Source organism: Saccharopolyspora sp. NPDC045839 (assembly GCF_056431645.1).
In genome coordinates, this window is the sequence record NZ_JBWKKH010000045.1 from 41,464 (window position 1) to 55,406 (window position 13,943).

General features: G+C 70.1%; 14 protein-coding genes. 8 read left to right on the forward strand and 6 right to left on the reverse strand.

What is annotated here, in order from left to right; genetic code table 11:
* The first annotated feature begins 379 nt into the window (after positions 1-379).
* Both AC07EQ_RS38765 and AC07EQ_RS38770 read left to right on the forward strand, forming a co-directional pair.
* Complete coding sequence (locus tag AC07EQ_RS38765; RefSeq protein WP_478392790.1) at positions 380-694, forward strand: hypothetical protein; 315 nt, start codon at positions 380-382, stop codon at positions 692-694.
* Positions 691-1,521 (forward strand): CHRD domain-containing protein, encoded by an 831-nt coding sequence (locus AC07EQ_RS38770; RefSeq protein ID WP_478392791.1) that lies wholly within the window; start codon positions 691-693, stop codon positions 1,519-1,521. Before AC07EQ_RS38765 ends, AC07EQ_RS38770 begins: the two co-directional genes overlap by 4 nt.
* Before the next feature lie 157 nt (positions 1,522-1,678).
* Here the strand turns inward: AC07EQ_RS38770 and AC07EQ_RS38775 are convergent, their stop codons facing one another.
* From AC07EQ_RS38775 to AC07EQ_RS38785, 3 genes are all read right to left on the reverse strand, one after another.
* Positions 1,679-2,125 carry a hypothetical protein gene (locus AC07EQ_RS38775; RefSeq protein ID WP_478392792.1) on the reverse strand — a complete coding sequence of 149 codons (447 nt, stop codon included), beginning with the start codon at positions 2,123-2,125 and terminating at the stop codon, positions 1,679-1,681.
* Between the two features lie 288 nt (positions 2,126-2,413).
* Positions 2,414-2,902, reverse strand: coding sequence for a pyridoxamine 5'-phosphate oxidase family protein (locus AC07EQ_RS38780; RefSeq protein WP_478392793.1), 489 nt, complete (start codon positions 2,900-2,902; stop codon positions 2,414-2,416).
* Between the two features lie 17 nt (positions 2,903-2,919).
* Positions 2,920-4,326, reverse strand: a complete 1,407-nt coding sequence (locus tag AC07EQ_RS38785; protein WP_478392794.1) for an MFS transporter — start codon at positions 4,324-4,326, stop codon at positions 2,920-2,922.
* A gap of 330 nt (positions 4,327-4,656) precedes the next feature.
* Between AC07EQ_RS38785 and AC07EQ_RS38790 the strand changes: the two genes are divergently transcribed.
* Positions 4,657-5,175 (forward strand): DinB family protein, encoded by a 519-nt coding sequence (locus AC07EQ_RS38790; RefSeq protein WP_478392795.1) that lies wholly within the window; start codon positions 4,657-4,659, stop codon positions 5,173-5,175.
* 16 nt (positions 5,176-5,191) lie between these two features.
* Here AC07EQ_RS38790 and AC07EQ_RS38795 read toward each other — a convergent pair whose 3' ends face one another.
* Together AC07EQ_RS38795 and AC07EQ_RS38800 are read right to left on the reverse strand one after the other, a co-directional pair.
* The gene (locus tag AC07EQ_RS38795) at positions 5,192-6,109 is read right to left on the reverse strand and encodes a LysR family transcriptional regulator (protein ID WP_478392796.1); all 918 of its coding nucleotides are present in this window, start codon (positions 6,107-6,109) and stop codon (positions 5,192-5,194) included.
* A 143-nt stretch (positions 6,110-6,252) separates the two neighbouring features.
* On the reverse strand, positions 6,253-7,620 hold the full coding sequence (locus AC07EQ_RS38800) for an MFS transporter (RefSeq protein ID WP_478392797.1): 1,368 nt from the start codon (positions 7,618-7,620) through the stop codon (positions 6,253-6,255).
* A gap of 120 nt (positions 7,621-7,740) precedes the next feature.
* On the opposite strand from AC07EQ_RS38800, the gene AC07EQ_RS38805 reads away from it, so the two are divergent.
* Complete coding sequence (locus tag AC07EQ_RS38805) at positions 7,741-8,640, forward strand: LysR family transcriptional regulator (protein WP_478392798.1); 900 nt, start codon at positions 7,741-7,743, stop codon at positions 8,638-8,640.
* Here AC07EQ_RS38805 and AC07EQ_RS38810 read toward each other — a convergent pair.
* Positions 8,637-9,521 (reverse strand): LysR family transcriptional regulator, encoded by an 885-nt coding sequence (locus AC07EQ_RS38810; RefSeq protein ID WP_478392799.1) that lies wholly within the window; start codon positions 9,519-9,521, stop codon positions 8,637-8,639. The two genes, AC07EQ_RS38805 and AC07EQ_RS38810, sit on opposite strands and share 4 nt — an antisense overlap.
* 87 nt (positions 9,522-9,608) lie before the next feature.
* On the opposite strand from AC07EQ_RS38810, the gene AC07EQ_RS38815 reads away from it, so the two are divergent.
* The 4 genes from AC07EQ_RS38815 to AC07EQ_RS38830 all read left to right on the forward strand — a co-directional run bounded on the left by AC07EQ_RS38815 (position 9,609) and on the right by AC07EQ_RS38830 (position 13,884).
* Positions 9,609-10,778 carry an MFS transporter gene (locus AC07EQ_RS38815; protein ID WP_478392800.1) on the forward strand — a complete coding sequence of 390 codons (1,170 nt, stop codon included), beginning with the start codon at positions 9,609-9,611 and terminating at the stop codon, positions 10,776-10,778.
* A 221-nt stretch (positions 10,779-10,999) separates the two neighbouring features.
* Entirely contained in the window at positions 11,000-11,332 is a 333-nt protein-coding gene (locus AC07EQ_RS38820; protein WP_358567257.1) for an ArsR/SmtB family transcription factor, read from the forward strand.
* Positions 11,329-11,562 carry a hypothetical protein gene (locus AC07EQ_RS38825; protein ID WP_132484466.1) on the forward strand — a complete coding sequence of 78 codons (234 nt, stop codon included), beginning with the start codon at positions 11,329-11,331 and terminating at the stop codon, positions 11,560-11,562. The genes AC07EQ_RS38820 and AC07EQ_RS38825 overlap by 4 nt, the downstream gene beginning before the upstream one ends.
* A 141-nt stretch (positions 11,563-11,703) precedes the next feature.
* Positions 11,704-13,884, forward strand: coding sequence for an MMPL family transporter (locus tag AC07EQ_RS38830; protein WP_478392801.1), 2,181 nt, complete (start codon positions 11,704-11,706; stop codon positions 13,882-13,884).
* Positions 13,885-13,943: the final 59 nt, after the last annotated feature.

Sequence of the window (13,943 nt, forward strand, 5' to 3'; positions counted from 1 at the left end):
GCTCACCCTAAAGGATAGGAGTCGTGCCAAGTTCGCCCGATGGGTCCGGCTTTGGCCGGCGGTCTGGGGAACGGAAGCGTGATGTCCGAAGTCGAGCACATCCAGACCTTGGCATTCGGCTGGTGGGGCGGTCTGCCGATCCCGCCCGGCGTCGGCGACAACACCGGCTGGGCCCCCGGCGCAGTGGGACCCGGACCTCGGCGGCCTGGTCGACCAGGACGGAAACCCCGTCACACCAACGGATCCGCCACCGGAATCTTACCCACCCGAGGTCGTCATCATCACCCCGCCGCAGACCGACCAGCCCGAACCCGAACCCAGCTCGCCACCGGACAACGCCGATCCGGTCCTCGACGGGGGCGACGCGCAGCCCTAGGCCATGACCGCAAGGAGGGCCGCGTGGACATCGGCGCTCCTGGTCTCGGCCGGGCCACAAGCCGGGATCGGCGGCCTCCTGGTCGTGCTGCTGGTGTGGGTGATGCGCAGCAGCTCGACGACGAACGCCGGAAACGGTGGCGCGCGGAAGACGCTGCGGCCAAGGCCCGACGGGGGACACATGAGACGTCCGCGCTGGTTGACGTGGACCCGGGCCCGCGCCCTGGTGCTGCTGGCCGTGGTGGTGTGGGCCGCGTGGCTGACGTGGTCGCTGGCCGACCGCACCCACACCTCCGAGCAGGAAACCGCCACGGCGTGATCGCGTTCGACGGCGTCGTGCACATGGTCGCCGCCGGTCGCGCCAACCACGCAGGCAAGGCCAAGGCGTCCGGCCCGAATCCCGGCGGCGACGGCAACACCCTGTACGTCGGGTTCGAGTGGGATTACGCGGGCAACACCCCACCTTCCCCGAGCGGCACGGAGGGGGAGCTTGGTGATCCCGCCCCCGACGAGCCGTCGAACAGAATTCATTGCTCACTCACAGGATGTCAGTGCTTCGCCTGTTCGGTGCTTTGCCGCTCATTGACCCGGCGGGCACGAGTTTTCCTTTGCACGATGGGAAAAATCGAAAACCTGGAGGGACAAATGCCGTTCTTGCGTCGTGTTGTCGTCTCGACCGTCACGATCATGTTGGCTCTGGCGGGTCTGACTACCGGCATGGCCAGCGCCACCGAACCAGTCCACAAGCCAGACCGCCTTCACGGGGTGAAGCTCGTCGCCAAGCTCGACGGCGCCCAGGAAGTGCCCGGACCCGGTGATCCCGACGGCTTCGGGACCGCTCGCCTCACGGTTTTCCCGGACCAGGTGTGCGTGTACCTGAAGGTCTCCCGGATCGCGCTACCCACCACCGCGGCCCACATCCATCGCGGTGCGCGCGGGGTCGCGGGTCCAGTGGTCGTCACCCTCCCGAACCCGGTCACCGGTGAATCGGACGGCTGCGTCCCGGTCGACCCAGCTCTGGCCAAGGAGCTGGTCGACATGCCGTCCGAGTTCTACGTCAATGTGCACAACGACGAGTTCCCGGATGGTGCGGTTCGCGGGCAGCTTTCACAGCACAAGTTCAACGGCGCCGCCCCCGTGGTTTAGCACGTAAATCGGCCCGTGGGGCACCTGCTGTACTGGCCGGACGAGAACAACCCCGCCCATGGATCGCAAAGGCGCCGACCGTCTGCCGGAACGACCCACGCATGAACACGCCCCCGCACCCTTCACTGGGTGCCGGGGGCGCGTTCGTCGTTGCGGCCTACGGTGCGAGCTCGTCGACCAGGAGCCGGAGCGGCGTGGCGAGTTCGGGGTGGTCGCCCATGTCGACGCGGCGCAGGAGGCGGGAGGCGACGTAGAGCGGTGCGGTGGTGCCGGTCGGGGTGTCGAGCACGTCGGCGAAGGCGTCCCACAAGGTCGCGGCGGTGCAGGGCGCAAGCAGGCTGTAGCGGTACAACGATGCCGGATCGGTGCCGACCGGGCCTCGGCCCCAGAGCTCCCGATCGAGGATGCCGAGCTCGGGTTGCAGCAGGTTCGCCCAGTGCAGATCACCGTGCACGGTTTCCCGCTCTCGCACCTCGACCGACAACCCGAGCGCATCGTGCACGACTTTGAGGATGGCCGATTCGTCCTTCCCCATCCGCGCCGTACGGGTCGACCTGATCACGTCGAGGCTGCGGCGCAGCTCGCCCCACCACGCCGACGGCAACTCGACCTCGGCCCGCAGTGCGTCGGTGTCCGCTACGAGGGCCGAAATGCACTCGTAATGCGTAGGTCAAGGGTTCGATTCCCTTAGGCGGCTCTGCGAAAACCGCAGGTCACTCCCGTGACCTGCGGTTTTTCTTTTGGGTGGGAGAGGCGCGGCCCAGGTGGTCCGGAGGCCGGTGCCCACGGGCGGCCTCCGCGCTGATCTCTTTGGTCGAGCGCCGCATGGTTCGAAGGCCTTGGCCGGCTCGCCGGTGGTTCGGGCGAGCCGACCGTGCCTGGGCAGTCTGGTTCAGGCGGTTCTTTCTGGTTGCCAGATCGTGGTGTGCAGGTCTGTTCCTCGGACCAGTTGGATTCGCCAGGGGGTTATTCGGATCACCGCGTACTCCGGGTCTTCCGGGCCTCCTCGCCAGTAGTGGATCGGGTCGTAGCCCACTCCTCGGGGGCCTCCTTCGACGTACACGTTCCAGGCGTGGCGCTTGGACTCCTCGTCGTCCGCCCAGGCCGAGGTGCTGTCCACGAAGACCGCGTTCTGACGCGGGCTCCAGTACGAGTACGTCGTGTGCGGGTTGTTGGCGAGGTGCGCCGTTTTGATCGGCGTCTTGTAGGCCGCGAGCCAGCCGACCGGTTGTCCGTCGACGACTTCCCAGACCGGGAGCAGGACCCTGGCCCGGGGGCGGTGCCGGCTGTCGACGGTGATCATCGTGGCGTACTTGATGTCGCGGACGTAGCTGTTGAACGTGTCCTGGACGTCCGCGAAGTCGGTGGTCCTGGTGGTCATGCCGGGCTCCTGTGCGGTCAGTGCGTGGTGAGGATCTTGGCGTCGCCCGGCTCGATCGCCGGGCTCTTGCGAGGCCGCAGCCCGAACGCGCTGATGAGGCCGGCGATCAGCGCGGCGGCGAGCGGAACGACGAGGGCCGCGTGGTAGCCGTCGAGCATCGCGGCCGGGGTCTCGGAGGCCGTGGCGGCGATGTTGACGGCCGTGACGGTCGACAGCCCGAGCGCGGCACCGAACTGGAACGACGTGTAGAGGAGACCGCCCGCCAGGCCTTGGTCGGCCTCGTCGATCCCGTCGGTGGCGACGATGGTGAGCGGGCCGTACACCAGCGAGAACGCGAGGCTCAGCAGGATCAGGCTGGGGAGCATCATCAGGTACGCCCAGTCCGCGCCGACGGGCAGGAACAGCGCGTACGCCAGCGCGGCGAGCAGCAGCCCGCCGAAGATCACCCTGGCGTTGCCGAACCGGTTGACCAGCTTGGGGGTGAGCGTGGGCGAGAGGACGGCGTCGAGGCCGATGACGATCATCGCGAAGCTGGTCTGCAGCGTCGACCAGCCGCGCAGTTCCTGCAGGTACAGCACCACGAGGAACTGGAATCCGAAGAACGCGCCGACGAAGAGCACCCCGATGGCGTTGGCGCGGACCACCGCGCCGGAGCGGAAGATGCCCAGCCGGACGAGCGGCGCGGTGACCCGGCGTTCGATGACGATGAAGGCGGCGAGGAAGGCCAACCCCGCGGCGAACGTGCCCAGCGTCCAGCCGATTCCGGTGTGCGTGGCGCGTTCGACGCCGAGCACGAGCAGCACGATGGCGGCGGTGATGGTGATGCCGCCGGCCAGGTCGATGCGCCGGCCGGTCCGTTCGGGGCGCGGTGACTTGGGCACCAGGGCGAGCGCGGCGACCAGGATGAGCAACGACATCGCGACCGGCGCGAAGAACACCCACCGCCAGTGGATGGAGGTGAGCAGGCCGCCGACGACCAGGCCGATCGAGAAGCCACCGGCCGCCGTGCCGGAGTAGATCAGCAGGGCCTTGTTGCGCTGCGGGCCTTCTTCGAAGCTGGTGGTGATGATGGACAGTCCGGCCGGGGTCATGAAGGCGGCGGCGACCCCGGTGACGAATCGGGCGACGATCAGCATCCAGCCTTCGGAGGCGAGCCCGCCGAGGCCGGAGAAGAGCAGGAAGACGGCCAGCCAGAAGACGAACATCCGACGCCGTCCGAAGAGGTCGGCGGCCCGGCCGCCGACCAGCATGAATCCGCCGTAGCCGAGGACGTAGGCGCTCATCACCCACTGCAGTTCGCCGGTGGACATGCCTAGTTCGGCCCTGATGGCGGGGAGGGCCACGTTGAGCATCGCCACGTCGATGCCTTCCAGGAAGATCGCCCCGCACATGGCGAAGAGCACTCCCCAGTCACGCGCACGCATCTGAATTCCTTGTTCTCGTTGGAAAAAACCTGGTACCACCACGATCTGTCGAGGCGTGCGGGCGAACAACGGCGAAGATCTCGACGTTCGTTCAGCCAGGCTTACCGGTCTCCCGTTCGGCGCGGCGCGTCGGCAGAATTGCCGCTACGAGCCGGCGGGGTGATCGTCCGGCCTGCATGCCGGAAGACGACAGGTGGAGCGTTCCTGCGGGTACGGGGTCGTGAGCGTTTTGTGTCGCGATAGCGGCCCAAAGTGCTCACGAGGGTTCGCGAGCCCGGTTATTCGTTCGACTTCGCGCGTCGGGGCGGGGAAGCTGGGGACGTTCGGCGAATGGAGGGGGTTGCGGTGGTGGAGCGGATCGATCCGCCGGTGGTCGGCGGCGAGCGGGAGATGCTGCGGGCATACCTCGACTTCCACCGCGCCACCCTGGCCATGAAGTGCGAGGGGCTGTCCGACGCCGACCTGCGGCGGCAGTCGATGCCGCCTTCGACGCTCTCGCTGCTCGGCCTGGTGCGGCACATGGCCGAGGTGGAGCGCACCTGGTTCCGGCGCGTGATCGACCGCGAGGACATTCCGCTGGTGTGGTCGGACGACGGCGACTTCCAGGTCGCCTACGACGCGAGCGCGGCCACCCGCTCCGAGGCGTTCGACGCCTGGCAGGCGGAGGTCGAGCACTCGCGCCGGATCGAAGCCGCCGCCGAGTCGCTCGACGTGACCGCGCCCCAGCCGAGGTGGGGCAAGGACGTGTCGCTGCGGCTGGTGATGCTGCACCTCATCCACGAGTACGCCCGGCACAACGGCCACGCGGACTTCCTGCGGGAGGGCATCGACGGGGTCGTCGGGGCCTGAGCGCGCCCGGAAGCCGTCAGCCGCACGTGCGGGACAGGACCGCCCGCGCCGCCTTCCGCAGGGCGGCGACGAACGGTTTGTCGTGGTTGGCGGGCAGCCAGGCCAGCGCGGACGTCCACGGCTCCAGGCCGGTGACGTCCACATAGGACACACCCGGTCGCGGGTACAGCTCCCGGCCGACCGTCGGCGGGAAGAGCAGCCCGCCGCCCATGGCGATCAACTGCAGGCCGCTCTCGAAGTCGCCCATCGCGTGCGGGCTGTACCGGGCGGGACGGCCGCCCGGGCGCGGGTCGACGGCCCAGAAGTCCTGGTAGACCTTGGGAACCCGGTCCGACCAGCCGATGTGCTCCCGGTCGGCGAGGTCGGCCAGTGCCAGCGGGCCCTCGGCGGCCAGCGGGTCGTCGGCGGGCATCGCCGCGCACCGCGGGCCGCTGTCCAGCGGAAGCGCCCGGATGCCGTTCGGGACCGGCAGGAACAGGAACGCCGCGTCCACGTCGCCGCGCGAAATGGCGTCGGTGACATCGAAGCCGGTGCGCAACACCTGGACGTCCAGCTGCGGCAGGTAGCGCCGGAGTTCGTCCAGGATCGCCGGAATCGGCGGCAGGGAGGTGATCGCCTCGAACGAGCCGATCAAGATCCGCCCGGAGCCCGCCTGCGCGTCGGCCTCGCGGCGCAGCTCCTGCATCGCGTACGCCACCGCCCGCATCCGCGCCTGCAGCGCCTCCCCGGCGGAGCTCAGCGCCACTCGGCGGGAGGTCCGGTCGACCAGGGCCACCCCGAGGTCGCGCTCCAGCGACTTGATGTGGCGGGAGAACGTGGGCTGGGCCATGAACGCGCGTGCCGCGGCGCGGCCGAAGTGCAGTTCTTCGGCCAGGAGCAGGAACAACCGGATCTGCTGGATGCTCGGGTTCCCCGAACCGCCCAGCTTCGCCATAGCCGCGAGGCTATCAATCCGCCGCGAAGCCGCATCGAAGTTCCCTTTCGCGGACGGCGTCACCCGCGAAAGACTCCACCTGCCACTGGGGGAAAGGTGCGAGCGCCCCGGTCGGATACCACCGACCGGGGCGCCGCTGCTCGTCACGCCGGGACCGGCTCCCGGCGCTTGCCGGTCCTGAGGCTGAAGGCGCCGATCGCGGTGGCGAGCAGGGCCGCGGCGAAGGGGACGGCGAGCGCCGCGCGGAAGCCGTCGAGCGGCGTTCCGGGCGCGGCGACGTTGACCGCGGCGGCGCCGGCGAGGCCGAGCGCCGCGCCGAACTGGAACGAGGTGTAGAGCAGGCCGCCGGCGAGGCCCTGCTCGGAGTCCTCGACGCCGTCGGTGGCGACGATGGTCAGCGGGCCGTACACCAGCGCGAATCCCGCGCCGAGTATCACCAGGCCCGGGGCCATCGCGGCGTACGTCCAGTCCGCGCCGAGCGGCAGGAACAGCGCATACCCGAGCGCGGAGACCAGCAGGCCGCCGAAGATCAGCCGGGCGTTGCCGAACCGCCGGACCAGCCAAGGCGTGAGCGTGGGCGCGAGCACCGCGTCGAGGCCGAGAGCGATCAGCGCGAAGCTGGTCTGCAGCGTCGACCAGCCGCGCAGCTCCTGCAGGTACAGCACCACCAAGAACTGGAAGCCGAAGAATCCGCTGAACAGCAGCAGCCCGATGGCGTTGGTGCGCAGCAGTGGCACGCTGCGGAAGATGCCCAGCCGCACCAGCGGCGCGGTGGCGCGGCGTTCGATGGCGACGAACGCGGCCAGCAGGGCAGCGCCTGCCGCGAACGTGATCAGCGTCCACTCGATGCTGGTGTGCGTGGCGCGTTCGACGCCGAGGACGAGCAGCACGATGGCGGTGGTGATGGCCACGCCGCCGGCCACGTCGACGCGTCCGGCGCGACGCTCCGGCTGCGGTGACTCGGGTACCAGGGCGAGCGCGCCGACGAGGATGAGGAACGACATGACGACCGGCGCGAAGAACACCCACCGCCAGCCGATCGCGGTGAGCAGGCCGCCGACGACCAGCCCGATCGAGAAACCGCCCGCCGCCGTGCCGGAGTAGACGAGCAGGGCTTTGTTGCGCTTCGGTCCTTCCTCGAAGCCGGTGGTGATGATGGACAGCCCGGCAGGCGTCATGAAGGCGGCGGCGACCCCGGTGACGAACCGGGCGACGATCAGCATCCAGCCATCGGCGGCGAGCCCGCCCAGGCCGGAGAAGACCAGGAAGACGGCCAGCCAGCCGATGAACATCCGGCGGCGGCCGAACAGGTCCGCCGCCCGGCCTCCCACCAGCATGAATCCGCCGTAGCCGAGGACGTAGGCGCTCATCACCCACTGCAGTTCGCCGGTGGACATGCCGAGTTCGGCGCGGATGGCGGGCAGCGCGACGTTGAGCATCGCCACGTCGATGCCTTCCAAGAAGATCGCCCCGCACAAGACCATCAGCACGCCCCAGTTGCGCGCAGTCATCTGCGATTCCTCAAAGGTGTGGGGAATTTCTGATGACACCAGCCTCGAGCCACCGCCCGCCGGGAACAACGGCGAAGATCTCGACGTTCGTTCAACCAGGCTTACCGATAGGGAGGGCGCATGGAGCGCGATGAACTGGAGTGCTTCCTGATCCTCGCCGAAGAGCTGCACTTCGGACGGACCGCTGACCGGATGCGCCTGTCGCGGGCCAGGGTGAGCCAGCTCGTTCAGCGCCTCGAACGCCGCGTCGGCGCGCCGCTGTTCGCCCGGACGAGCCGCCGCGTCGCGCTCACCCCGCTCGGCCGCCAGCTCCGCGACGACCTCGAACCGCACCACCGCGCGATCGACGCCGCCCTGGCGCGTGCCGTGTCGAACGCGCGGAGCATCAACGGCGTGCTGCACGTCGGCTTCTCCAACCCGCTGGCCGGCGAGATCGTGTTGAAGGCGGCGGAGGCGATGCACACCGAGCACCCGGAGCTGGCCGTGGAGATCTGCGAGGTGCCGATGGCGGACCCGTACGGCCAGCTGCGCCGGGGCGAGTTCGACGTGCAGCTGACGGAGTTCCCGGTGCGCGAGGACGATCTCAGCGGGAGCCCGGGCCTGTTCACGGAGCCGCGCACGCTGGCGATCGCGGCCGATCACCCGCTGGCCGACAAGGACGCCGTGTCGGTGGAAGACCTCGCCGAGGTGCCGCTGCTGGCCATCGACGGCGCGCTGCCGGACTACCTGCTGGAACACCACGTGCCGACGCACACGCCGAGCGGCCGGCCGATCGGCCGCGGCCCGGCGGTCACCAACATGCAGGAAGCGCTGATGCTCGTCGCGGCGGGCAAGGGCGCCTTGCTGTGCGCGGCGCACACCGCCACCTACTTCGCCAGGCCCGGCGTCTCGTACGTGCGGTTCATGGACGCCGAGCCGGTCGGATACGGCCTCGTCTGGCGATCGGCCGACAGCAACGGAGCGGTGCAAGCCTTCGCCCGGACCGCCAACGCGGTCGCCCGAGACCTGGCGAGCCGCTAGGCGTCGGCGAGGACTTCGGCGAACGCCAGGACGCGGGTGGTCGCCGCGGCGCGCGGCCAGACCAGGCCGAGGACGGAGTCCGGCAGGCCGGTGACCGGGACGAACGCGATGTCGCGGCGGGCGTGGGAGACCGCGCAGGGGCGGCAGAGCAGCATCGCGCCGCGGTTGGCGGCGGCGCGGGTGATGCCTTCCTGCAGGGTGGTGATCGTGCTCGCGCGCGGGATCGGGCGGCCGCTCGGCGTGCGCGGCGGCGTTTGGGCGTCGCGCCAGTAGGGCGGCGCCGGTTCGGCGGGCGCGATCAGCTCGGAGCCGGCGAGTTCTTCGGCGGAAACCGAATCCAGGGCGGCGAAGCGATGCCGCAGCGAGACCGCGATGTTCGGCTGCTGGCGCGAGAACGTCGGCCCCACCACGAGATCCGGCTCCTGCACCGGCAGCAGCACGATCGCCGCGTCGACCTCGCCGCGGCGCAGCGCGCCGAACGGATCGCTCAGCGGGATCTCGGAGATCTCGGTGGCGCAGTCGGGAAATCGCGACTGGAAGGCGTCGATCCGGGCCATCACGGGCTCGGAGACCTGCCCCTGGAAGCCGAGGCGCAGCACGCCCCGCACGCCTCGCGCCTCCGCTCGGGTTCGTTCGACGACGTCCTTGAGACCGTCGTACGCCGGGCGGAGGTCGGCGAGGAAGCGCTCGCCGAGCGTGGTGAGGCGGACCCTGCGGTTGGTGCGGTCGACCAGCCGCGCGCCGAGCCGGCTCTCCAGCGAGCGCAGCAGCTGGCTGACCCGGCTCTGCGATACGTAGAGGCGTTCGCCTGCGCGGCCGAAGTGCAGTTCCTCGGCGAGCACCAGGAAGCACTCCAGCTCTCGAACCTCCAGGCCGCCCATGTCCCTCCTCCGCTCGATGAGCACAGCTGATCCAAGGATGAGGACTTCGGCGTTGTTCCCGGTAGGCGGGCCGCCGAGGCTGTGACCATGACAACGACCGACACCTCGACCCCGCCCGTGGTGCGGGGCCGGCCCGCCGTCGCGGCGGTCGCCGCGGCGACGTTCTCCGTGGTCACCACCGAGATGCTGCCGGTCGGCCTGCTCACGTCGCTCGCCGCGGAGCTCCGCGCGCCGGAAGGCGTGGCGGGCCTGACGATGACGGTGCCCGGCCTGGTCGCGGCGTTCGCCGCACCGCTGCTCACCGTCGGCGCCGGGCGGCTGGACCGGCGCTGGGTGCTGGTCGCGCTGATGGCCTTGCTGGCCTCGGCGAACCTGCTCTCGGCGGTCACGCCGAACCTGCCGCTGCTCGTCGCGCTGCGGGTGCTCGTCGGCGTGTCCATCGGCGGGGTGTGGGCGATCGCGGCGAGCTCGGCCGTGCGGCTGGTGCCGGAGCGGTCGGTCGGCGCTGCGACGTCGCTGATCTTCAGCGGGATCGCGGTGGCCTCGGTGCTCGGCGTTCCGGCGGGGACGTTCATCGGCGAGCTCGGCGGCTGGCGGGCGTCGTTCGCCGTCATGGGCGTTGTGTCGCTGGTGGTGGCGGTTGCGCTCGCGGTGCTGCTGCCGCCGTTGCCCGCCGAGGAGCCGATGCGCTTCAGCGTCGTGCCGAAGTTGTTGCGCAGCGGCGCGGTGCGGGGCGGCCTGTTCGTCATCTTGCTGCTGGTATCCGGGCATTTCGCGGCCTACACCTACGTGCGGCCCGTGCTGGAACAAGTGTCCTCTGTAGACGATAGATTGATCAGCGCGCTCCTGCTGGCGTACGGATTGGCCGGGGTGGCGGGGAATTTCGCGGGTGGTGCGGTGTCGGTCCGCGATCCGCGCCGCACCCTGTTGCTGATCTCGGCAGTGCTCGCGGCGGCGGTGTTCGCGCTCGGCCTGCCGCTCGGCGTCGTCGGTGCGACATCGGCGCTGCTGGTCTGGGGCGTCGCCTACGGCGGTGTCTCGGTGAGCACGCAGAACTGGCTGCTCGCCGCGGCGCCGCAGGCCAGGGAAGCGGCATCGTCGCTGTTCGTGGCGGCCTTCAACGTCGCGATCGCCCTGGGTGCCCTGCTGGGCGGCCGGATGGTCGACGCGATCTCCCCGCCCAGCGCCTTCTTCCTCGCCACGGCCCTGGCCCTGGCCGCGCTGCTCGTGGCCGCCGCCGGGCGCACGTCCCGCTGACCGTTCCTGCCTGATCGGATCCGGGAACACTCCGGGTTGTTCCCGAAGGGGTGAAGGTGGCGTTTTCGCGCGAAACCGGCGTTCGCCACGCCTGGCGGGTGACGGTTTCGCGCGAAAACGGCGCACGGCGGCCCCGCCGATCGCCGGGTGCACGCCAGCCCTGGTGCATGACAGTCTGGGCTGTCATGCGAAAGTATCGGCTGACGGATCGGGGTGGGTTGATGGACAGCGAGGAGCTGCTGGCGTTCCTCGGTGCCGTGGGGCATGCGCAGCGCCTGCGGATCATCGCCGAGCTCGCCGACGGGCGGCTGTACGTGAGCGAGCTCGCGCGTCGGCTCGGCATGTCCCGGCCGCTGCTCTACATGCACCTGGAGCGCCTGGAGAAGGCCGATCTCGTCGCGGGACACCTGGAGCTGTCCGCCGACGGCAAGGCGCTCAAGTACTTCGAACTGCGTCCCTTCGAACTCCGCCTCGACGTGGCCACCATTCGCGCGGCGGTGCGGGAGTCGGGCGACGAAGCGGGCTCGAACGACGGGAAGGGGACCCGGAAATGACCAATGCCGTGGTCGGCATCGCGATCGTCCTGATCATCGTCGCCGGCATCACGATCGGCTTCATCGCCTACTTCCGGATGCTGCGGCACCGGGCCGACGCCGAGGCGATGGCCGAGTACCGCGAGTTCGCGGCGCGGGCGACCGCCGAGCAGGAGGAGCTGCGCCGGGAGATCGCCGAGATGCACGGGCGGCTCAAGGAGGTCGAGTCGCTGCTGCGCAGCGTCGGCTGACGCGCAGCTTTTCCCAGCGGGAGGGCCGTTTTCGGCCCTCCCGCTTTTGTCGTCCCCGGTTCGGACCGGCTCGCTTGACCTCGCTATCTTCCACCTGTAAGTCTGATCTTACAGGCGTAAGGATTCGAGGAGCTGGGGCGAGTGGGGAAGTCGAGGACCGTCCAAGTGGCGAGGTGGAGCGCGGAGCATCCGGTGCGCGCCCTGATCGGCTGGTTCGTGTTCGTCGGACTCTGCCTCGGCGCGGGCGCGCTGGCCGGCACGAACAGCGCGACGGTGGCCGACCACTGGGTCGGCGAGGCGGGGCGCGCCGACGCGATGGCCGCATCCGGCGGCCTGCAGCGCAAGCCGATCGAGCAGATCACCATCGCCGCCCGCTCCGGCCCGCTGGACCAGGCCCGCGCCGAGGCGGCGGCCACCGAGGTGGCGAGCCGGATGCGGGCGTTGCCCGCGGTGGAAACCGTTGCGCCGCCGGCGCGTTCGGCCGACGGCGCGATGCTTCGGGTCGAAGTGACCATGAAGGGGCCCGACGAGGAGGCCGACAAGCAAATCGGTTCGCTGCTCGCGCTGACCGAGCAGGTGCAGCAGCGCCACCCGGCGTTGCTGGTGGCGGAGACCGGCAACGTCTCCACCAGCGCGGGAGTCGATCAGCAGCGCGGCGACGACCTGGCGCTGTCCGAGGCGATCACCCTGCCGGTCACGCTGATCACGCTGCTGGTCGTCTTCGGCTCGGTCCTGATGGCCGGGGTGCCGCTGCTGCTCGCCCTCTCGTCGATCGCGGCGGCCATGGGGCTGTCGATGCTGGTGTCGCACGTGGTGCCGGACGTGGGCGTGGGCAACAACATCATCCTGCTGATCGGCATGGCGGTCGGCGTCGACTACGCGCTGTTCTACCTCAAGCGGGAGCGGGAGGAGCGGGAGCGGGCGGGCGGTCGGCTGGATTCGGCCGCGATCGTCGGGCTGGCGGCCGAGACCGCCGGTCGGACGGTGGTCGTCTCCGGCATCGCGGTGATCGTCTCCACCGCGACGCTCTACCTGGCCGCCGACGTGATCTTCTCGTCGCTGGCCACCGGCACGATCACCGTCGTGCTGGTCTCGGTGGTCAGCTCGGTCACCGCGCTGCCCGCGCTGCTGGTGGTCCTCGGCCGCCGCGCCGAGCGCCGCGCGAAGCCCGCGAAGCCCAAGAAGGTCCGAAGTGGACGGATTTGGGACGCGATGCTGCGCCCGGCGGCGAAGCGCCCGGTGCTCACGCTGTGCGTCTCGGTGGGGGTCCTGCTGCTGCTCTCGCTGCCGGTGCTCGGCATGCAGATGCGGGTGCTCAACCAGGACAGCCACTCCCGGGAGATCCCCGCGATGCGGACCTTCGACCGGATGACGGCCGCCTTCCCCGAGCTGCGGACCCGGCACGACGTCGTCGTCCGAGCCGAACCGGCCGAAGCCGAGGCGGTGCGCGCCGCGCTGGTGGATCTCGGCCGCCGCGTCCAGGGCGATCCGCTGTTCATGGCGTCTGCGCCGCCGCAGACCTCGTGGGACGGGCGGGTGAGCATGCTGCAGCTCCCGGTGCCGTTCAAGACGAGTTCGGCGGAGGCGACCCGGTCGTTGACGCACCTCCGGTCCGACTACGTGCCCGCGGCCTTCCGCGCGCTGCCCGGGGTCGAGGTGGCGGTCAGCGGGGACGTCGCGCACGACGTCGACTACCTGGCTCACCAGAACAGCAAGCTGCCGCTGGTGATCATCGCGTTGCTGGTGCTGACGTTCGTGGTGTCGGTGGTGGTCTTCCGCTCGGTGGTGATCGGGCTGGTCGGGGTCGCGCTGAACCTGCTGTCCGCGGCGGCGTCGATGGGGCTGCTGGTGATCTTCTTCCAGTACGGGCTGGCCTCGGCGCTGTTCGGCTTCGATCCCAGCGCCACCAGCGCGATCGGTTCGCGGGTGCCGCTGTTCCTGTTCGTCATCCTCTTCGGGCTGTCGATGGACTACCAGATGTTCGTGGTGAGCCGGATCAGGGAGGCAGCGCTGCGCGGTGTCCCGACCCGGCAGGCGGTCCTGCAGGGCGTCGGGCAGTCGGCGAAGGTCGTGACCAGCGCGGCGATCGTGATGGTCACGGTGTTCGCCACCTTCATGTTCCTGCACCTGGCGGAGATGAAGCAGATCGGCTTCAGCCTGGCGGTGGCGGTCCTGCTGGACGCCTTCGTGATCCGGGTCCTGGTCCTCCCGGCCGCCCTGACCCTTCTGGGCCGGGCGACCTGGTGGCCGTCCCGCCTGGTGCACCGCGCCGAACCGGAAACCACCCCGATCCCGGTCCGGCAGGCCGATCCGGTCGGCTGACGTGCGCTCGGGGCCGTGAGTCTTCTGGGCTGCTATGACCGCCCAAAAGACTCACGGCC

Excerpts from the sequence above, each read along its gene's own strand:
- AC07EQ_RS38795 (WP_478392796.1), bottom strand. The coding sequence starts at position 6,109 with ATGGCGAAGCTGGGCGGTTCGGGGAACCCGAGCATCCAGCAGATCCGG.
- AC07EQ_RS38820 (WP_358567257.1), top strand. The coding sequence starts at position 11,000 with ATGGACAGCGAGGAGCTGCTGGCGTTCCTCGGTGCCGTGGGGCATGCG.
- AC07EQ_RS38785 (WP_478392794.1), bottom strand. The coding sequence starts at position 4,326 with ATGCGTGCGCGTGACTGGGGAGTGCTCTTCGCCATGTGCGGGGCGATC.
- AC07EQ_RS38815 (WP_478392800.1), top strand. The coding sequence starts at position 9,609 with ATGACAACGACCGACACCTCGACCCCGCCCGTGGTGCGGGGCCGGCCC.
- AC07EQ_RS38765 (WP_478392790.1), top strand. The coding sequence starts at position 380 with ATGACCGCAAGGAGGGCCGCGTGGACATCGGCGCTCCTGGTCTCGGCC.
- AC07EQ_RS38805 (WP_478392798.1), top strand. The coding sequence starts at position 7,741 with ATGGAGCGCGATGAACTGGAGTGCTTCCTGATCCTCGCCGAAGAGCTG.
- AC07EQ_RS38790 (WP_478392795.1), top strand. The coding sequence starts at position 4,657 with ATGGAGGGGGTTGCGGTGGTGGAGCGGATCGATCCGCCGGTGGTCGGC.
- AC07EQ_RS38825 (WP_132484466.1), top strand. The coding sequence starts at position 11,329 with ATGACCAATGCCGTGGTCGGCATCGCGATCGTCCTGATCATCGTCGCC.
- AC07EQ_RS38780 (WP_478392793.1), bottom strand. The coding sequence starts at position 2,902 with ATGACCACCAGGACCACCGACTTCGCGGACGTCCAGGACACGTTCAAC.
- AC07EQ_RS38810 (WP_478392799.1), bottom strand. The coding sequence starts at position 9,521 with ATGGGCGGCCTGGAGGTTCGAGAGCTGGAGTGCTTCCTGGTGCTCGCC.
- AC07EQ_RS38800 (WP_478392797.1), bottom strand. The coding sequence starts at position 7,620 with ATGACTGCGCGCAACTGGGGCGTGCTGATGGTCTTGTGCGGGGCGATC.